20 protein-coding genes are annotated in these 18,060 nt (G+C 44.3%); 1 reads left to right on the forward strand and 19 read right to left on the reverse strand.

All coding sequences use genetic code 11. The annotated features are described in order from the left end of the window. Positions 1–19 precede the first annotated feature (19 nt). The 13 genes from sucC to AU387_RS12475 form a co-directional block, all read right to left on the reverse strand. Positions 20–1,177, reverse strand: coding sequence for an ADP-forming succinate--CoA ligase subunit beta (sucC, locus tag AU387_RS12415; RefSeq protein ID WP_003238568.1), 1,158 nt, complete (start codon positions 1,175–1,177; stop codon positions 20–22). A gap of 173 nt (positions 1,178–1,350) precedes the next feature. Further along, entirely contained in the window at positions 1,351–1,632 is a 282-nt protein-coding gene (locus AU387_RS12420) for a FlhB-like flagellar biosynthesis protein (RefSeq protein ID WP_059292791.1), read from the reverse strand. Continuing rightward, positions 1,629–3,359, reverse strand: a complete 1,731-nt coding sequence (locus AU387_RS12425) for a hypothetical protein (protein ID WP_059335917.1) — start codon at positions 3,357–3,359, stop codon at positions 1,629–1,631. Before AU387_RS12425 ends, AU387_RS12420 begins: the two co-directional genes overlap by 4 nt. Before the next feature lie 29 nt (positions 3,360–3,388). Further along, on the reverse strand, positions 3,389–4,156 hold the full coding sequence (locus AU387_RS12430) for a ribonuclease HII (RefSeq protein WP_059335800.1): 768 nt from the start codon (positions 4,154–4,156) through the stop codon (positions 3,389–3,391). Positions 4,157–4,226: 70 nt separating this feature from the next. Then, a complete protein-coding gene (gene ylqF, locus AU387_RS12435; protein ID WP_010334231.1) occupies positions 4,227–5,075 on the reverse strand; it encodes a ribosome biogenesis GTPase YlqF in 849 nt (282 codons plus the stop codon). Between the two features lie 144 nt (positions 5,076–5,219). Next, positions 5,220–5,567, reverse strand: a complete 348-nt coding sequence (gene rplS / locus AU387_RS12440) for a 50S ribosomal protein L19 (RefSeq protein ID WP_010334229.1) — start codon at positions 5,565–5,567, stop codon at positions 5,220–5,222. Positions 5,568–5,705: 138 nt separating this feature from the next. Continuing rightward, the gene (trmD, locus tag AU387_RS12445) at positions 5,706–6,437 is read right to left on the reverse strand and encodes a tRNA (guanosine(37)-N1)-methyltransferase TrmD (protein WP_024121384.1); all 732 of its coding nucleotides are present in this window, start codon (positions 6,435–6,437) and stop codon (positions 5,706–5,708) included. Next, positions 6,434–6,958 (reverse strand): ribosome maturation factor RimM, encoded by a 525-nt coding sequence (rimM, locus tag AU387_RS12450; protein ID WP_044155911.1) that lies wholly within the window; start codon positions 6,956–6,958, stop codon positions 6,434–6,436. Before rimM ends, trmD begins: the two co-directional genes overlap by 4 nt. A 4-nt stretch (positions 6,959–6,962) precedes the next feature. Then, the gene (locus tag AU387_RS12455; RefSeq protein WP_044155912.1) at positions 6,963–7,349 is read right to left on the reverse strand and encodes a YlqD family protein; all 387 of its coding nucleotides are present in this window, start codon (positions 7,347–7,349) and stop codon (positions 6,963–6,965) included. Between the two features lie 121 nt (positions 7,350–7,470). Further along, on the reverse strand, positions 7,471–7,716 hold the full coding sequence (locus tag AU387_RS12460; RefSeq protein WP_024121381.1) for a KH domain-containing protein: 246 nt from the start codon (positions 7,714–7,716) through the stop codon (positions 7,471–7,473). Continuing rightward, entirely contained in the window at positions 7,716–7,988 is a 273-nt protein-coding gene (gene rpsP, locus AU387_RS12465) for a 30S ribosomal protein S16 (RefSeq protein ID WP_003220815.1), read from the reverse strand. The genes AU387_RS12460 and rpsP overlap by 1 nt, the downstream gene beginning before the upstream one ends. Positions 7,989–8,093: 105 nt before the next feature. Then, positions 8,094–9,434 (reverse strand): signal recognition particle protein, encoded by a 1,341-nt coding sequence (ffh, locus tag AU387_RS12470; RefSeq protein ID WP_044155913.1) that lies wholly within the window; start codon positions 9,432–9,434, stop codon positions 8,094–8,096. A gap of 13 nt (positions 9,435–9,447) precedes the next feature. Further along, positions 9,448–9,780 (reverse strand): putative DNA-binding protein, encoded by a 333-nt coding sequence (locus AU387_RS12475; protein WP_044155914.1) that lies wholly within the window; start codon positions 9,778–9,780, stop codon positions 9,448–9,450. Between the two features lie 177 nt (positions 9,781–9,957). On the opposite strand from AU387_RS12475, the gene AU387_RS12480 reads away from it, so the two are divergent. Beyond that, a complete protein-coding gene (locus AU387_RS12480; RefSeq protein WP_059335801.1) occupies positions 9,958–10,443 on the forward strand; it encodes an Ig-like domain-containing protein in 486 nt (161 codons plus the stop codon). Between the two features lie 39 nt (positions 10,444–10,482). On the opposite strand, the gene ftsY is transcribed toward AU387_RS12480, so the two are convergent. From ftsY to fabD, 6 genes are all read right to left on the reverse strand, one after another. Continuing rightward, positions 10,483–11,472: a signal recognition particle-docking protein FtsY gene (gene ftsY / locus AU387_RS12485; protein ID WP_044155917.1), complete on the reverse strand. Its 990-nt coding sequence runs from the start codon at positions 11,470–11,472 to the stop codon at positions 10,483–10,485. Positions 11,473–11,491: 19 nt separating this feature from the next. Beyond that, positions 11,492–15,052, reverse strand: coding sequence for a chromosome segregation protein SMC (gene smc, locus AU387_RS12490; RefSeq protein ID WP_059335802.1), 3,561 nt, complete (start codon positions 15,050–15,052; stop codon positions 11,492–11,494). A gap of 100 nt (positions 15,053–15,152) precedes the next feature. Then, on the reverse strand, positions 15,153–15,902 hold the full coding sequence (gene rncS / locus AU387_RS12495) for a ribonuclease III (protein WP_010334220.1): 750 nt from the start codon (positions 15,900–15,902) through the stop codon (positions 15,153–15,155). A 139-nt stretch (positions 15,903–16,041) separates the two neighbouring features. Continuing rightward, entirely contained in the window at positions 16,042–16,275 is a 234-nt protein-coding gene (gene acpP, locus AU387_RS12500) for an acyl carrier protein (protein ID WP_003154310.1), read from the reverse strand. Positions 16,276–16,358: 83 nt separating this feature from the next. Then, on the reverse strand, positions 16,359–17,099 hold the full coding sequence (gene fabG / locus AU387_RS12505; protein WP_044155920.1) for a 3-oxoacyl-[acyl-carrier-protein] reductase: 741 nt from the start codon (positions 17,097–17,099) through the stop codon (positions 16,359–16,361). Continuing rightward, positions 17,092–18,045, reverse strand: a complete 954-nt coding sequence (gene fabD / locus AU387_RS12510; protein WP_044155921.1) for an ACP S-malonyltransferase — start codon at positions 18,043–18,045, stop codon at positions 17,092–17,094. The genes fabG and fabD overlap by 8 nt, the downstream gene beginning before the upstream one ends. Between the last annotated feature and the right edge of the window lie 15 nt (positions 18,046–18,060).

The following is an 18,060-nucleotide window of genomic DNA, read 5'->3' on the forward strand; positions in this document are numbered from 1 at the left end:
CCCTGCCTTTCATTCTTTCCTATACTAAAGATACGATTTTCTGCGCGCCGTCAGCCATGGATTCCGCAGATGTAATATTTAATCCTGATTCACTAAGGATTTTCTTCCCTAGATCCACGTTTGTTCCTTCAAGACGGACGACAAGCGGCAATGTTAAACCGACTTGTCTTGTCGCTTCAACAACCCCTTCTGCGATGACATCACATTTCATAATGCCTCCGAAAATGTTGACGAAAATCCCTTTAACATTTTGATCAGAAAGAATGATTTTAAATGCTTCCGTGACTTTTTCTGCGGTTGCGCCGCCCCCGACATCAAGGAAGTTGGCCGGTTCTCCTCCATAATGTTTAATGATATCCATCGTGGACATTGCTAGTCCAGCGCCGTTTACCATGCATCCGATATTTCCATCAAGGGAAATGTAGCTCAGATCGTATTTAGACGCTTCAATTTCTTTTGGATCTTCTTCGTCCAAATCTCTGTATTCCATAATATCTTTTTGTCTGTATAATGCGTTGCTGTCAAAATTTAGTTTCGCATCAAGCGCCATCACATTCCCGTCTCCAGTTACAACGAGAGGATTGATTTCGGCGATTGAGCAGTCTTTCTCAACAAACGCTTTGTATAGTCCAAGCATAAATTTAGCAGCTTTTCCCACAAGCTCTTTTGGAATATTGATAGCGAATGCAATTTCTCTAGCTTGATAGCCTTGGAGGCCAACAGCCGGATCAATGACAGCCTTTTTGATTTTTTCCGGTGTTTTCTCTGCTACTTCTTCAATTTCTGTTCCGCCTTCTTCAGAGGCCATCAGAACAATTCTTGAAGTGGCACGGTCAAGCACTAATCCCACATAGTATTCCTTTTTAATATCGCAGCCTTCTTCAATAAGTAAGCGTTTTATTACTTGCCCGTCCGGACCCGTCTGATGCGTAACGAGGGTCTTACCTAAAAGTTCTTCGGCATACGCTTTTACTTCGTCTAATGATTTTGCTATTTTTACCCCACCAGCTTTGCCTCGACCGCCAGCATGAATTTGAGCCTTTACGACATAAACCGAGCTGGATAAGCTCTTTGCTTTTTCAACTGCTTCTTCTGCTGTAAAAGCCACTTTACCTTCAGGAACAGACACCCCATATTTTCTGAGGACTTCTTTTCCCTGGTACTCATGGATATTCATTTCCCATCCTCCTAACTTATGTAACAAAACTAAAAATAGACTGCGCTTTCATTCTATATAATACTGGAAGAATTGTCTAGAGTTCGATGCAAAATCTTAAAATCCTTCTAAACATTCAAACTTTTATTTTATTAAAAACATAAATTTCAAGCGGAGAATGGGGAATATTTTAGCTATTTTTTATTTTTTACACTTTCGTCCAATCTGTAAATGAAAGAAAAAATCTCGGCTACCGTTTCATAAAGTGCTTCCGGGATCTGGTCATCCACAGTCAAATGGCGCATTAATTCGACAAGGGTCCGATCTTCTTGGATCGGAACCCCCGCCTTTTTAGCTTCTTTGATAATGTTGTCAGCAACATGGCCCTTCCCGGTTGCAATTACTCTTGGCGCCTTGTCTTTTTTTTCGTCATAATGGAGAGCTATAGCTTTTCTTAAAGGCGTTTGCTCGTTCATATTTTCACATCCACTCCCTGATCACTGATGCTTGTTATGTATTGATCAATTGTAGCCTTTTCATCAGATTGAAGGCGTTTTTTAGCGTTAACTCCTGAAAGACTGTAGCCCATTTCTTTGAGCGATTGCTTGAGGGCGGGCACCATCGGATCGATTGCCGGCTGAAGTTCAAAGTCCGTCTCAATTGTAATCGTCATGACTTGCTGCTGTATCAGGCAGTCGACAACTGTTTCTTTTAACGTATCCAATTGCAGTAAAAACAAGAGCCGGCAATGGGAAGGATCGAGCTTTCCATCCGCTTCTTTTTGTCCTTTAAACAGAACAGTCATGTCCTGAATACCCGATTTCGAAAACATCGGAAATGACATCACAATTTGGCTGTAGGAAGGATGATCCTGCTGCATGAGAAGCTGACCGTTTAATTTATGGAAGAGCTGATCCGCTTCCTGTTTGACAGGTTCCGCTAACTCACGTGACGCTCTGGCAGCATGAAGAGCCACCTTAACTGATTGAATATCATCAGGCAGCACTGCGGCACCTTGTTCTAACGCTTTAATAAATGCAAGCTCATCTCGAGCGCCTATTGCCATTTTCACTTTGGATAAGAAAGAAAGAACATCTGCCTTATCCGCCAAATTAGGAGCTGTTTGCTGAACAGCCTTTAAAAACACTTCTGCTTCTTGATCCGTGACTTGCGCGGCCTGCAAAGCAGATGCTGCTGCCTCAGGCTTATTTTGACTAGAGGAAACAACAGCCTTTATCCAATTCGCTGCTTCTTTTACGATTGGATTGCCGTTTTTATCCGCAGCTTCCGTCAGTGTGGCCAGCAGCCTTCCTGCTTCTTTCATTGAAATGTCTGAGACAGTTTTAGCGGCACCGTCTCGTGTGTTTCGCTGCTGCTCCTGCGGGTTTGCAGGCGCCCAGTTTGCCTTTCCTGCGGAGCCGTCTGCTGCGCTAAGCTCCCGGTTTCCAGCTGTGCTGACTGAAGAGGCAGCTCTGTTATGATCCGTTAACGAGATAAGCTTCTCGATAAGACGTTCTGCATGGACATCTGTTTCGCTATTAAAAAGTGCCGTAACGGCTTCTTTTAGCTTTGTCAGCGCCTGGCTCGGCTGAGGATTTTGATGAATAGCCTGAATCAGCTGAGATAAGTGCTGATGGAGCGGTACAGGCGATTTGACAGCATGAACTCCGCTCAAAACATCGGGGTGAACGGGGAGATCCCGCTTTAAGGCAAATAAAACTGTTTCGATGGCTTTTTTTGTGTCTGTCGCAGGCAGCGTGTCCATCCAGCGGACGGCTGTTTTGATATCATTTTCTGTGATGGGTGTTTTGCTTTTCAGCATTGCGCCAGCCATCATAAGGGATGCGTTTGACGGCTTCACTGAAATAGCGTTTAGAAGCTTGCCCGCTGCATCCTGAATGGTTTTGGGATTTTGGTCAAAGCTTTGCACAACCTGGAGACGGCCTGTCTGTTCCGCTGGTTTTTTTTCGTAGGAAAACCAGTAATACGCCTGAGGACGAAGCTGGGTTTCAAGTTTGCCTTGAATCGTTTGATTCCCTACTTGGATCAGTGCATGCTGGTCCCCTAATAAACGAAGCACTTTCCCTAAAAGGAGACGCTTTACGGCATTTGATTCGTCGGTTGTATGTGATGTTTCCTGCGGAGCTGCAGTGTTTCCAAAAAGGTTTTTGAGCGCCTGCTGTACATCATTTCGTATGTTCATTTTCAAAAGGTGCCTCCTTGTCCATTAGATTATCTGTAAGATTGAACAGGAGCGAAAGTTTTCCGGTGCAAGTCGGTCGGTCCATAAGCTGCGAGCGCTTCAAGATGCTCTTTTGTCCCATAGCCTTTATTTTTATCAAAGCCGTACTGCGGATACTTTTCGGCGTATGCGCTCATCATCCGGTCTCTCGTTACTTTCGCAATACACGCACCTGCTGCGATAGACACGCTCTTGGCATCACCTTTTATAATTGAAGACTGAGACGTATCGAGCGGCAGTGTCATCGCGTCAACGAGCAAATAATCGGGTGTATCGGACAAATCGCGGATTGCTTCGACCATTGCCAATTTTGAGGCTTCATAAATATTGATCTCATCAATAACAGCTGCTTCTACAATTCCTATGCCGACTGCCACAGCTTCTTTCATAATGAGATCGTAATATTCCTCACGCTTTTTTTCTGTAAGCTTTTTTGAGTCTGTGAGCCCAAGTATTTCGCATTCCTCAGGCAGGATGACTGCGCTGGCGACAACCGGTCCTGCCAATGGGCCCCGGCCTACTTCGTCTACTCCTGCAATAAAACGAAACCCCTTGTTTCTCGCAAGCCTTTCATAGGAGGTCATATTCACCCACTGTTCTTTTAGCGCTTTTTCCTTTGCGTGCTTTTTCAGCCATTGCTCTACAAGCGCTTGTACGCTTTTTCTCGGATCATTTTCACACTGGGCAAGAAATGGGTCCTGGTCATCTCTTACCTCTTGCAGACGGTCTCTAATGTCTTTTACGGTTAATGTATTCACTTTCTCTTCTCCCTTACTGTATGTATCGGTCCTGTCAGGAAAAAATAAAGACCCGCATTTCTGCGCGTCTTTACATCGTCGGCTGTTCGAATGACAGCCTCCCGAACTTTTCTGTGCGGATATCACGAATGATCACTTCAGTCGTTTTATCGTAGTTAATAAGCCCACCGCTCATGAGGCAGCCGCGTTTTTCACCTATTGCATCAAACAGCTCCGCGATGTCTTCAGGTATCTCATCGAGCCCGTAGCGTTCTTTAAGCCGTTCAGGATAATGTTCTTCGAGAAAACGGAGGCCAAACACGGCAACATCCTGAAGATTGATAATCGAGTCTTTAATAGCCCCCGTGACTGCCAGCCTCAACCCGACAAGCTCGTCCTCAAATTTAGGCCATAAAATCCCCGGAGTGTCTAAAAGCTCTAATTCTTTCCCGACTTTGACCCATTGCTGAGATGTTGTGATACCGGGTCTGTCTCCGGTTTTCGCAATGTTTTTCTTTGCCAGCCGGTTGATAAGCGTTGATTTTCCGACGTTCGGAATGCCGATGATCAGCGCCCGGATCGCTCTAGGCTTTACACCTTTTGCTCTCATCCGGTCAAATTTCTCCTGCAGGATATCTTTTGAAGCCGGAACAATTTGATTTAATCCTTGGCCGTTTACAGAATTAATGGACAGAGAGCGGATTCCTTGGTTCTCAAAGTGCTCTTTCCACTGCTGTGTAACTGCCGCATCTGCTTTGTCAGCTTTATTTAACAGCATAATTCTCGGCTTATTTTTTAAGATGTCTTCAATCATTGGGTTTCTTGATGACATCGGGATTCTGGCATCTACCAATTCATATACAATATCGATTAATTTTAATTTTTCGGTTACTTCCCGTCTTGCCTTTGCCATATGGCCAGGGAACCATTGGATTGTCATGTGACACGAACACCGCCTTTATCTTCTGAGTGTGCAAGATTCTTAGTTGTTCTTTATGTATTTTACGATGCCTGACCGGCATTTTCAAATTCTGTATAAAAAAAGAGCTTGTTACTGGTAACAAGCTCTTTTCGTTCGTTATCATTATCGTCTGATTTCTTTAATACGAGCCGCTTTTCCGCGAAGTTCACGCAGGTAGTAAAGCTTAGCACGGCGTACTTTACCGTAACGTACAACTTCGATTTTCGCGATTTTTGGTGTGTGTACAGGGAAAGTACGTTCAACGCCAACACCGTAAGAAATCTTACGAACTGTGAACGTTTCGCTGATTCCACCACCACGACGCTTAATCACAACACCTTCAAAGATCTGGATACGCTCACGGTTACCCTCAACAACTTTTACGTGTACACGTAAAGTGTCACCAGGACGGAACGTAGGAAGATCAGTACGAAGCTGTTCTTTTGTGATATCTTCAATTAGTTTTTGCATCGTTTTCAACTCCTTCCAACAGATGCTCTTGGCCTCAAAACCCGGCACAGCGGAACATCGTTTTCAAGCTTCAACGGATAAGCCCGTTCAAGCCACAAGTAGTATCTTATCACAATTTCATAGCCTATGCAATAAAATCTATTCTTTTTCCCATTCAGAAATCCATTTTCTTTCTTGCTCTGTAAGCGGATAGTCTTTCAGAAGATCCGGGCGTCTTAAATAGGTTCTTCTGATCGATTCTTTATTCCGCCATTCTTTGATTTTAGCATGGTTTCCTGATAGAAGTGTTTCAGGCACTTTTAAACCTTTATAATCTGCCGGTCTTGTATAATGCGGATGCTCCAAGAGCCCCGTACTGAACGAATCCTCTATGTGGGAAGCCTCTTTGCCAAGCACACCCGGAAGCAGCCTGACGACACTGTCAGCAATCATCATTGCAGGCAGCTCACCGCCTGTCAGAACGAAGTCGCCAATTGATATTTCATCTGTCACCAAATGCTCGCGGATTCGCTCATCATAGCCTTCATAATGGCCGCAGATAAACAGCAAATGCTCTTCCTTTGCCAATTCCTCGGCTTTTTTTTGGGTGAAACGCTCACCTTGCGGGCAGACGAGGATAACGCGCGGCGGACTGTCGGCTTTTGAGGCCAGATCCTCAACCGCGTCAAAAACAGGCTGAGGCTTCAGCACCATACCTGCTCCGCCGCCGTAAGGATAATCATCCACTGTATTATGCTTGTTATCAGAATACTCCCGGAAATTGACGATCTGGAACTGCACTGCTTCTTTTTCTTGGGCTTTTTGAAGAATGGATGAACCGAGCACCCCTTCAAACATTTCAGGAAACAGCGTCAAAAAATCGATTTTCATTCGTCTATTAATCCTTCCATGAGTTGAATCTCAATTTTCTTTTCGCTGACATCAATCTGTTTGACGACTGATTCAATGTAAGGGATCAGCGCGTCTTTTTTACCTTTACGACCGATTACCCATACATCATTGGCTCCCGGTGTTAAAATTTCTTTCACCTTTCCGATCAGTTCGCCTTCTTCGGTAAAAACTTCACAGCCGATAATTTCGTGGAAATAAAATTCTCCTTCATTCAGCTCACCCAAATCCTCTTCAGGAACTTTGATGATGGCGTTTTTCAGTTCCTCTACTTCATTCAGGCTTTGTCTTTCTTTAAACTGCAGCAGATGAAATTGCTTATGCAGCCTGTACGTGTTTACCGTTACCTCTATCGGTTCTTGGCGTCCGTCCATAAACAAATACAGCGTGTTGCCCGGCTTGTACCGTTCTTCGGCAAAATCCGTTTTTGAAATGACCCGCACCTCACCTTTAATTCCGTGGGTATTTACAATTTTACCGACATTAAACCATCGCTTTGTCATATGATCACCTCTGGCGAATTTCAATTACTGTTCCGTCTTTTATGACGATGGTGTTTGCTGCTGTTTTCTCATGCCAGTCATCTCCGACTTCAATGGTCAGCAGCGCATCGATTTCCTTTTCTTTCATTTCACTGCCAAGCGGTAATGTATGTACTTGGGTAATTTGAAAATCGATCATTTTCATATTATCTTTTCGTTTTTCTATTGCCTTTTTAAATTGTTCAATTACATCTGGGTTCTGCTGTTCTTTTTCATGTTTTCTAAGCTGAAAATAGAGCTGGCTGCATTCTCGTTCAAGCATTTGCTTCTTTTCTGTGAAAGTAGATAAAAGCTTTTCTTTGCTGCGCTCGGTTAAGACTTGCATAACGACTACACGGTGAATAATTTGCATCGCACCAAGCTCCCTGCTTTTAAAACTTTTTCAAGACCAGACTTTTCTATCTTGTCTTATCTTCTATCAGTTTACCCGTTTTTTGCGTGTAAAAAAAGGGGAGGTGCCGGCCCTCTCCCTTTTAGTCAAATATTTCAAATTGAACTTTCTTAGAAGACTGTGCGCCAGCTGCAAATACAGCTGTTCGAATCGCTTTTGCAGTCCGGCCTTGCTTCCCGATAACTTTACCGGTATCTGACTTATGAACAGATAAGCGCAGCGCAATCTTTTGATCGGTTTCTTCTCTTATGACCCGAATGTCATCTGGATGATCAACAAGCGGCGTCACAATCGTGACAATCAAATCTTCCAAGTGTTGATCAGTCATTACTTGCCTTGTTTAGCGTTGTGGAATTTTTCCATGATTCCTTGGCTAGAGAACAAGTTGCGAACTGTATCAGATGGTTTCGCTCCAGTTTGAAGCCATTTAAGAGCAAGCTCTTCATCGATTTTTACTTCCGCTGGTTTTGCAACCGGGTTGTAAGTGCCGACTGTTTCGATGAAACGGCCGTCACGCGGTGAACGAGAATCTGCTACAACAATACGATAGAAAGGAGATTTTTTTGCTCCCATACGTTTTAAACGAATTTTTACTGCCATTTTACTAGCACCTCCGAAAATATTTCAACAAGATAGTATATTAACAATGATAAAAGTGTTTGTAAAGTGTTTTTTCTTAACAACGGTTTTATCATGTATAACCGATTACATAAAAGGTAACTTAAATCCTTTTTTCTTTCCTTTTGACATGTTTGTCATCTGCTTCATCATTTTTTTCATTTCGTCAAACTGCTTAAGCAGACGGTTGACTTCCTGCACGGACGTCCCGCTTCCTTTCGCAATCCGCTTGCGCCGGCTGGCATTAATGATATCCGGCTGTTCTTTTTCAAGAACGGTCATCGATTTAATGATCGCTTCCACATGATTCAGCTGCTTTTCATCAACTTGAATATTTTTCAAGCCTTTCATCTTACCTGCACCCGGCATCATTTGCAGAAGCTCATCCAAAGGCCCCATGTTTCTGACCTGTCCGAGCTGCTCCAGAAAATCATCCAATGTGAAGCTCATTGTTCTCATTTTTTGTTCCAGCTCTTTGGCCTTGTCTTCATCGACGGTTGCCTGAGCTTTTTCAATCAATGTTAACACGTCACCCATGCCGAGAATCCTTGATGCCATGCGTTCAGGATGGAATGCTTCTAATGCATCAAGCTTTTCGCCTAAACCGGCGAATTTAATCGGCGTGTTTGTCACCGCACGAATGGAAAGTGCAGCACCCCCGCGCGTGTCTCCATCAAGCTTCGTTAACACAACACCGGTTAAACCGAGCTGTTCGTTAAAGCTTTTGGCTACATTCACGGCATCCTGCCCGGTCATTGAATCGACAACCAGAAAGATTTCTTCCGGATTCGCGATTTCTTTCACTTGGGTGAGTTCATCCATAAGCTCATGGTCGATATGCAAACGGCCTGCTGTATCCAAAATGACATAATCATAGTGTTCTTCCTTGGCTTTTTCGATAGCCTGCTTGGCTATTTCTACAGGGCTGACCTGATCACCAAGGGAAAAAACAGGCATGTCGAGCTGCTTGCCTAGCGTTTCCAGCTGCTTGATTGCAGCAGGACGGTAAATATCGGCAGCAACCAGCATCGGTTTGCGATTATGCTTTTTGCGCAGCAGATTTGCAAGCTTACCGCTCGTTGTCGTTTTACCGGCACCCTGGAGACCGACCATCATAATAACAGTCGGCGGCCGCTTCGCAACGGCGATTTTGCTCTCTTCGCCGCCCATCAGCTCAGTCAGTTCCTCTTTAACGACTTTAATGACCTGCTGGCCGGGCGTCAGACTTTTCATGACGTCTTGGCCTACAGCGCGTTCACTTACTTTTTTGACAAAATCCTTGACTACTTTAAAGTTAACGTCAGCCTCAAGCAGCGCAAGACGAACCTCACGCATCATATCTTTTACATCTTGTTCGCTGACTTTCCCTTTTCCGCGGATTTTAGAAATCGTCTGCTGCAGTCGGTCGGCTAATCCTTCAAATGCCATAGTTTGCCGCCTCCTAATCTAATTTCTCAAGCGCTTCAATCAGAGCTGTAATTTCTTCCTTTTCTTCAGTACCGGAAGCAAGCTCCTTCAGCTTATTAAACATCTCTTTACGCTCCTGAAACTTTTTCAAAAGGAGCAGCTTTTCTTCATATTGTTCAAGCATCGCTTCTGTTCGTTTGATGTTATCATAAACAGCTTGTCTTGAAACCTCATACTCTTCGGCTATTTCGCCAAGGGAGAAATCGTCCAAATAATAAAGAGACATATAGCTCTTCTGTTTAGACGTCAACAACGACTGATAAAAATCAAACAGATAATTCATTCTCGTTGTCTTTTCGAGCGACATATGAGCTCTCCCCTTTGTTAAGTCAAATCCCTTTACGATAACTTAGTTTACATGGTTTTAATGTGAGTGTCAAGTTTTTATCTTGTCAAAGCAACGATCACTTTTTCCAATATTATCTAAACATCATCTAATTTATTCCGATATTGTATATGATCCCTATTTTAAAGGAGGATTCTCATGAAAAAAATCGGTTTATTGATTATGTTATGCTTGGCTGCCGTGTTACCATTTATTTTTCCCGCCCAGCAAGCAGCTGCGGCCGGAGCCCCTTATAAGGCCTCCATCTCAAATATTAGCACGGACGGAGGCGTGTACGGTAAAATCAATTACGGACAGGGCCAATTTTGGCGAGTCAAGTACAATATTACGATAAGCGGTACATTGCTCGACGAAAAAGGAGCGCCAGTGCCAAACACACCAGTCAGCTTCGAAGCAGATACAAAAGTCGGGAATACAACACAGACAGCTGCGGGAACAACTGATGAAAACGGAAAGTTTAACGTTCCGATGTATTTAGGACCTGCTGCTGGATACTACACGTATTACACATCTGTTTCCGTTCATTACTATGACATTATTCCATTCAGGGTTTATTCAGGTGATGCGAGATTGCTATCCACTGATAACAGCCTTTATCATTTCGCCTATCAAGTGAGACGATAACAAAACAGCCCCCAAGGCTTTTGGGGGCTGTCTGTCTTTTTAATCCTCCGCTTTTTCCACTAAATCTGAAAAGAGCCCGTATACGTAAGATTCAGCGTCAAACTCCTGAAGATCATCAACTTTTTCTCCTAAACCGACTAATTTAACCGGAATATGAAGCTCGTTGCGAATTGCAAGGACAATGCCGCCTTTTGCAGTGCCGTCAAGCTTTGTTAAAGCAATTCCTGTAACGTTTGTTGCTTTAGAGAACTCCTTCGCCTGTGCCATTGCGTTTTGTCCAGTGGTGGCATCAAGGGCGAGCAGCACCTCATGAGGCGCTTCAGGCACTTCTCTTTCGATAACGCGCTTCACCTTTTCGAGCTCCTTCATCAGGTTTACCTTATTTTGAAGACGCCCTGCCGTATCACAAATCAATACATCGGCTTCTCTCGCTTTGGCAGCGTGAACAGCATCATAGATGACAGCCGCAGGATCGCTGCCGGCCGCCTGCTTAATGACAGGCACACCCGTACGTTCTCCCCATACTTCAAGCTGTTCAATCGCTCCTGCTCTGAAAGTGTCTCCGGCAGCGAGTACAACAGACTTTCCTTCTTGCTTTAGTTTATGAGCAAGCTTTCCGATCGTTGTCGTTTTGCCGACTCCATTTACGCCGACTAGGAGAATGACATTTAAACGCCCTTCCTGAATGTTCAGCTCAGAAATTTGTTCGTCTCCACTGTTATAAATCTCCACCAACTTCTCAGAAATAACAGACTGCACTTCCTGCGGATCTTGAATATTTCTGCGTTTCACTTCTTTTTTGAGCTCGTCTATCAGCTCCATAACCGTTGTAAAACCGACATCAGCACTGATCAGGACCTCTTCAAGCTCTTCGAAGAAGTCCTCATCAATTTTACGGTAACGGGACACGAGATCATTCACTTTGTTTTGAAAGGAGTTTCTCGTTTTTTCAAGGCCGTCCTTAAACTTTTCAGATACGGAATCTGTCTGTTTTGTGATTTTCTCTTTTAATTTTTTAAAAAAGCTCATCTTATAACCTCTTTCCTCGTTACTGAACGAATTCTTTTGTCTCTTCCAGCTTCACTGAGATGACCTTAGAAACACCGGATTCCTGCATCGTCACTCCGTAAAGCACATCAGCTTCCTCCATTGTGCCTTTTCTGTGGGTAATCACAATAAACTGAGTATCGGCACTGTATTTTTTCAAATACTGCGCAAACCGGAACACATTTGCTTCGTCAAGCGCGGCTTCTACCTCGTCTAGTACACAAAACGGCACAGGGCGCACCTTTAAAATTGAGAATAAGAGCGCAATAGCAGTAAGCGCACGCTCTCCGCCAGACAAAAGGTTTAAGTTTTGCAGTTTTTTCCCCGGCGGCTGCGCGATAATTTCCACTCCGGAATGCAGCAGATCATTCGGATCGGTAAGCCTTAATTCCGCTCGTCCTCCTCCGAATAAGGAGCGGAAGACTTGATCAAAGTGAGAGCGGATTTGGACGAATGTGTCGTTAAAGCGTTTCGTCATCTCTTCGTCCATTTCCTCAATCACTTGGAACAGGGTATTTTTTGCTTCTGTTAAATCTTCTTTTTGTTCTGACAAGAATTGATAGCGTTCGTTAACCCTCTCAAACTCATCTATGCTTCCGAGGTTTACCGATCCAAGCTCTTCTATTGCGAGTTTAATCAGCTTCACGCGCTTTCGTGCTTCCTCGGGATCTGTTTCAAGCTGGTATTTCTCTTTAGCTCCCTCAAAGGACAAGCTGTATTCTTCCCGCAAGTATTGCAGCAAATTATCAAGCTCGACTTCCATTCGGCCTAGTTTTACTTCTTCGTCTTTTAAGAGCGTTGTTTTTTGTTTATACAGGCGCTTCATTTCTTTCAGCTCGCGCTCATACGTATCAAGCCCCTGCTGAAGTTTGATCCTCTGGTCACGCCTTAACGCAATCAATTCAATTGTTTTTGTTTTGTCATTCAATTTATGTTTCGCGGCCTCTTCCAGTTTTTCTTCGCCGCTTGTGCTTGATGACATTTCTGACGTTAAGAAGCTTAGGTCCTCTTTCGTCTCTTTTAAAGCAAGCTCTGTTTCTTGGAGCTCTTTCTTTAATCTAGCGAGGTTGTCCTCTTCGCTCTTACATGCTTGCTCTTTTTTCGCTGCTGCGATCTTCAGCTCAGTCAGCTCATTGGAGAGAGACTCTTTTGTAGAGGACTGTGTCTGTTTTTGTTTTGTCAGTCTATCAATATCCTCTTCAAGCTGTTTCATCTTTTCGGATACGGAAGAAAGCTTTTCTTCCAGCTCGCGTTTGCGCGCTTTCTTCTCTTGATCGCTTTCTGACAGAGCTGATTTCTCTTGATCATAGAGCTCTAAGTGAGTATTGATATTCTTCTCAGCGACTTGAAGCTCATACAGCTGGCCTTTCACATCCTGCTGCTTTACTCTTAAGCCTTCCCCGGCCTCTCTTAATTCAGCCAGTTTTTTCTCCATCTCCTGAATGGATTGCTTAAGGGTTTTGACCTCTTGTTCAAGCTGCGCTGTTTTTTCTTCCATCTCAACGAGCCGCTGGGTGACATCCTCTAGTTCCCGGCTTCTTCCTAGCAGGGAATTGTTTTTCTTTTTAACGGCGCCCCCCGTCATTGAACCTCCAGGATTCACGACATCGCCCTCGAGAGTAACAATGCGGTAACGGTGTCCAAGCAGCTTCGCAAGCTCATTTGCGCCTTTTAAATGCTCTGTAATCAGAACGGTGCCAAGCAGGTTTTGAATGATACGGCGATACGCAGGATCAAATGTGACAAGATCACTGGCAACCCCGAGAAATGACGGGTGCTGCTCCGCAGTTGCCGCGTCCCTGCTTTGAAGCTGACGGTCTTTGATGACAGAAAGCGGCAGAAATGTCGCCCGGCCGAACGAATTCTGTTTCAGATATTGAATCGCTTTACGGGCGGACTGTTCATCATCGGTTACGACATGCTGTGCTGAAGCTCCGAGTGCTATTTCAATGGCCGTTTCATACTTTTGTTCTGTTGAAATCAGCTCAAGGACTGCCCCGCGAATACCGCCAAGCCGCTCTTTCGCTTTCAGCACCTCTTTAACACCTTGATAAAAGCCGGAGAAATCTCCCTGCATCGTCTCAAGCATGTCTTTTTTCGATCTCGCCTGCTGGACGTATTGGTATGCTTGGTAAAGAGCAGATTCATTTTTCTCATATTGACGCTTTTTCTGCTCGTATTTGACCTGCATTTCACGATACGCGCCGACTTGGCTGTGAATCTCCTGCTCTATGCGGGCAAACTCGGTTTCACATGCAGCTTTTTGGGCGGAAATATCGCGCCGTTCCTGCAGATGCTTTTCATTATTATCAGCTAGCCTCTGCTGGGTAACGGCTGATTGGGACATCTGGTCATCAAGCAGCTGGAGCTCATTGCGAATCGACGCCTGGCTGTTTAACAGCTCAAAGTAATCGCTTTTCAGCTGTTCAATTTTCTCTTCGACATTTTCATTATGAAGACTGAGAGCCTGCTGCTTTTCCTTCACCTGTGCTTTTAAATCTTTCACTTCTGTCTGAAGCGCTTCGAAAACAGCTTCCTGCTTCGCAAGATCTTCTTTCAGCACAGCTTCTTTTTGCTGAAACTGTACGATGGCTTCTTCAAGCTGCTCTCGGTTTTGCACAGCGTTTTTTTTGCGTTCTTTCAGTACTTCTTTGCGCCCTTCCAGCTTTTCAAGCTCCTCACTTGTCACAAGCAAGACTCGCTGGAGCTCGTCCACTGATTCATCGAGCGCTTGAATTTTGTCTCGCGCATCTTCAATTTTCGCTTCTTTTGCTGAGATAGCAGACGATTCAGCGAGCTCTTCTTCTTTAGCGGCTTGCACTTTCTCCTGAAGGCTTGACCATTTGGCGTGCAGCTCTTCAATATCGTAAGCGGTCAGCGCAATTTCAACATGCTCAAGCTCTTTCTTTTTCTCCAGGTAGTCTTTCGCGATTGAGGCCTGTATTTTAAGAGGTTCAACCTGGCCTTCCAGCTCATGTAATATATCTTCTACCCGGTTTAAATTATCCTGGGTTTCAAACAGCTTGTTTTCTGCTTTTTTCTTTCTCGTTTTGTATTTGAGCACCCCTGCTGCTTCTTCAAAGATACTGCGGCGATCCTCCGCTTTGCTGCTCAGGATTTCTTCCACTTTCCCTTGGCTGATAATCGAAAATGCTTCTTTTCCAAGTCCTGAGTCCATAAATAAATCAATAATATCTTTTAAGCGGCACGGCTGATTGTTAATTAAAAATTCACTCTCGCCAGATCTGTACACACGTCTTGTGACACTGACCTCATGGAAGTCAATCGGCAAAAAATGATCGTCATTATCAAGCGTAAGTGTAACTTCGGCAAGATTTAACCGTTTTCTCGAATCACTGCCGGCAAAAATAATATCTTCCATTTTCCCGCCGCGAAGGGAACGTGCTGATTGTTCTCCAAGAACCCAGCGAATAGCGTCTGTGATATTGCTTTTTCCGCTTCCGTTCGGGCCGACAACCGCAGTGACGCCTTTTACAAAATCAACGGAAATCCGTTCTGCAAATGATTTAAATCCTATAACGTCTAAACGTTTGAGGAACATAGCGATCCTCCTTATGTAATAAGTATTTCAATTTTATCATAAACATGGATGAAATAAGACGGCAAACATACTGAAATCCCCCTTATAACTCAGGGGGATTTTATTGTTTCGTATGGTGTTTTTGCAATTTAGCTAGAGCTTCCTGAGCAGCGTGCTGTTCGGCTTCTTTCTTTGAACGGCCGTTTCCGACTCCGAGTGGTTCACCTTTTAGAGATACGATGGCTTCGAATTCACGGTTATGGGCAGGTCCTTTTTCGTTGGATATTTTATACTCCAGCGAGCCCTTGCCGTCCCGCTGCACGTATTCCTGCAGCTGGCTTTTAAAATCCATCACATGAGAAAAAGCACCATCGTTTATTTTAGGGAACACATAGACTTTTAAGAAACTTTCGACCGGCTCTAATCCCTGGTCAAGATACAAGGCTCCGATAAATGCTTCGAAGACATCCGCCAAAAGTGCAGGACGTTTTCTGCCGCCCGTCATTTCCTCGCCTTTCCCTAATAGGACAAGATCGCCGAATGACAGTTCGTGAGCCAATGAAACGAGAGACGGTTCGCATACAATCGCGGCTCTCAATTTCGTCAAATCTCCTTCACTCATAGCCGGATACTTGGCAAATAAGAATCTGGAGATCGTCAGTTCCAAAACAGCGTCACCTAAAAATTCAAGCCTTTCATTATCTTCATACGGCTTTTTCCGATGCTCATTCACATAAGATGAATGTGTAAATGCTTGATACAAAAGCTTTTCATTTTGAAAGTGAACCGAGATCCGTTCTTGAAACTCTTTAAATTGTTCTATTTTTTTATAGAACTTTTTCTTATCTTTATAATGTGAGTGTTTTGACATAGTAACCTCCATAGGCACATCAGGTTCACCGCGCTTCTCTGACTAAACCGGATACAGCGCGCGTAAAAGCGGCATGCTGTAATAACTGCACGAATAAAGGGCTAAAGCCCCGCGTTTCGGCGGGACTTTTAGCATCAGCTTATTGCTGGTTTTGTATGTAGTTCACAGCGTCGCCGACTGTTGCAATCTTTTCAGCATCTTCGTCAGAAATTTCCATATCAAACTCGTCTTCAAGTTCCATAACAAGCTCAACTACATCCAGGGAATCAGCACCTAAGTCTTCCTTGAAAGAAGCTTCAAGTTTGACGTCTGCTTCATCAACGCCAAGGCGATCTACGATGATTTTCGTTACACGCTCTAATGTATCTGCCATAGCAATTCACCTCCCCTCAAGTATTATAGTGGATTCGTTTTTAAAAAACTAGAGTAACTATGATGAAATTTTAGAGAAAAAACTTACATTACCATTCCGCCGTCAATATGAAGCGTCTGGCCTGTCATGTAACGCGCTCCCTCTGAAGCAAGAAACGTGACGACGCTGCTGACATCTCCGGGATCGCCAAAGCGAGCGAGCGGAATTTGTTTCAGCATTTCATCTTGAACGTCTTTGGCAAGCTTATCTGTCATATCGGTTGAGATAAATCCAGGCGCAATCGCATTGACTGTGATGTTGCGGCTCGCGAGCTCTTTAGCTGAAGACTTTGTTAAGCCGATCACACCCGCTTTTGCAGCCACGTAGTTGGCTTGTCCAGGATTTCCGCTAACGCCGACAATAGACGATACGTTAATAATCCGGCCTGAACGCTGCTTCATCATTTGTCTTGTCACAGCTTTCGTGCAGTTGAAAACACCCTTCAGGTTAATGTTAATAACATCATCCCACTCATCTTCTTTCATTCTCATGATGAGATTGTCTTTTGTAATTCCGGCGTTGTTCACTAGAATGTCAATCGTAGAGAAAACAGAAATCGTTTCTTTTATCATGTTTTGTACATCTTCAGGATTTGATACATCGGCTTTGACAGCAATTGCTTTTCTGCCCATTGATTTGATTTCATCTACGACTTCATTTGCTTTCGCTTCGCTGCCTGAGTAGTTAACGACAACGTTTGCACCGTTTTTGGCCAAGTCAAGGGCGATTGAACGGCCGATTCCGCGGGATGCGCCAGTGACAACAGCTGTTTTTTCATTAAGCATTCTCATTCTCCTCCTTAAGCGTTTGAATTGCCAGTTCAATCGTTTCCGGGTCTGATACGGCAATGGTTTTTAAGCGTCTGTTTACTTTTTTCACAAGGCCTGAAAGCACTTTGCCGGGACCGATTTCAATAAACGTCGTAACACCCTCTGCGATCAGCTTGTTAACAGTTTCCTCAAAACGAACCGGGGAGTACAGCTGCTCAATGAGTTTCTCTTTAATGTCTGCCTTATCTGTCATCACATCTGCAGAAACATTTGAGATCACCGGCACTTCTGCGTCTTTCAGTTCACAGGAGTCCAAGACTTCCTTCAGCTTATCAGCGGCAGGCTTCATCAGTTCAGAATGGAACGGACCGCTTACGTCAAGCGGAATCGCACGTTTAGCGCCGTTCTCTTTTGCCTGTTCAGAGGCAAGCTCTACTCCTTTTGCCGTTCCGGAAATAACAATTTGTCCGGGACAGTTGAGGTTGGCAAGCTGCACAAGGTGGCCATCCTCAGTGACTTTATCGGTTACTTGTTTCAATGCGTCGGCATCCATGCCGAGAATGGCAGCCATCGCTCCTTCTCCGGCCGGCACCGCTTCGTTCATGAACTCACCGCGTTTTCTGACAGTATAAACAGCGTCTTTAAAGCTCATTGCGCCAGCCGCCACCAGTGCAGAATATTCTCCAAGGCTGTGTCCGGCTGTGAAATCAGGTGTAATGCCTGATTCTTTAAATTTTTCAAGCACAGCAATGCTAGTCGTCAGCAAAGCAGGCTGCGCATTGTATGTAAGGGTTAATTCTTTGGCATCACCTTCAAAAATCAGTGAGCTAAGCTTTGTTTCCAATGTTTCGTCCGCTTCATCGAACAGACGTTTTGCAGCTGGAACCTGATCATAAAGCTCTTTCCCCATGCCGATAAATTGAGATCCCTGACCAGGGAATAAAAATGCAATCTTACTCATGATGTAAAAACCTCC

The sequence above is a fragment of the Bacillus halotolerans genome (genome assembly GCF_001517105.1).
Lineage (GTDB): Bacteria > Bacillota > Bacilli > Bacillales > Bacillaceae > Bacillus > Bacillus halotolerans.

Bases quoted from the DNA above. Each gene is read 5' to 3' on its own strand.
- sucC (WP_003238568.1), bottom strand. From the start codon at position 1,177: ATGAATATCCATGAGTACCAGGGAAAAGAAGTCCTCAGAAAATATGGG.
- AU387_RS12460 (WP_024121381.1), bottom strand. From the start codon at position 7,716: ATGACTGATCAACACTTGGAAGATTTGATTGTCACGATTGTGACGCCG.
- ylqF (WP_010334231.1), bottom strand. From the start codon at position 5,075: ATGACAATCCAATGGTTCCCTGGCCATATGGCAAAGGCAAGACGGGAA.
- trmD (WP_024121384.1), bottom strand. From the start codon at position 6,437: ATGAAAATCGATTTTTTGACGCTGTTTCCTGAAATGTTTGAAGGGGTG.
- rplS (WP_010334229.1), bottom strand. From the start codon at position 5,567: ATGCAAAAACTAATTGAAGATATCACAAAAGAACAGCTTCGTACTGAT.
- AU387_RS12475 (WP_044155914.1), bottom strand. From the start codon at position 9,780: ATGTCGCTCGAAAAGACAACGAGAATGAATTATCTGTTTGATTTTTAT.
- rpsP (WP_003220815.1), bottom strand. From the start codon at position 7,988: ATGGCAGTAAAAATTCGTTTAAAACGTATGGGAGCAAAAAAATCTCCT.
- fabD (WP_044155921.1), bottom strand. From the start codon at position 18,045: ATGAGTAAGATTGCATTTTTATTCCCTGGTCAGGGATCTCAATTTATC.
- AU387_RS12455 (WP_044155912.1), bottom strand. From the start codon at position 7,349: ATGCAAATTATTCACCGTGTAGTCGTTATGCAAGTCTTAACCGAGCGC.
- ffh (WP_044155913.1), bottom strand. From the start codon at position 9,434: ATGGCATTTGAAGGATTAGCCGACCGACTGCAGCAGACGATTTCTAAA.
- rimM (WP_044155911.1), bottom strand. From the start codon at position 6,958: ATGACAAAGCGATGGTTTAATGTCGGTAAAATTGTAAATACCCACGGA.
- ftsY (WP_044155917.1), bottom strand. From the start codon at position 11,472: ATGAGCTTTTTTAAAAAATTAAAAGAGAAAATCACAAAACAGACAGAT.
- AU387_RS12425 (WP_059335917.1), bottom strand. From the start codon at position 3,359: ATGAACATACGAAATGATGTACAGCAGGCGCTCAAAAACCTTTTTGGA.
- fabG (WP_044155920.1), bottom strand. From the start codon at position 17,099: ATGCTTAATGAAAAAACAGCTGTTGTCACTGGCGCATCCCGCGGAATC.
- AU387_RS12480 (WP_059335801.1), top strand. From the start codon at position 9,958: ATGAAAAAAATCGGTTTATTGATTATGTTATGCTTGGCTGCCGTGTTA.
- AU387_RS12420 (WP_059292791.1), bottom strand. From the start codon at position 1,632: ATGAACGAGCAAACGCCTTTAAGAAAAGCTATAGCTCTCCATTATGAC.
- smc (WP_059335802.1), bottom strand. From the start codon at position 15,052: ATGTTCCTCAAACGTTTAGACGTTATAGGATTTAAATCATTTGCAGAA.
- acpP (WP_003154310.1), bottom strand. From the start codon at position 16,275: ATGGCAGATACATTAGAGCGTGTAACGAAAATCATCGTAGATCGCCTT.
- rncS (WP_010334220.1), bottom strand. From the start codon at position 15,902: ATGTCAAAACACTCACATTATAAAGATAAGAAAAAGTTCTATAAAAAA.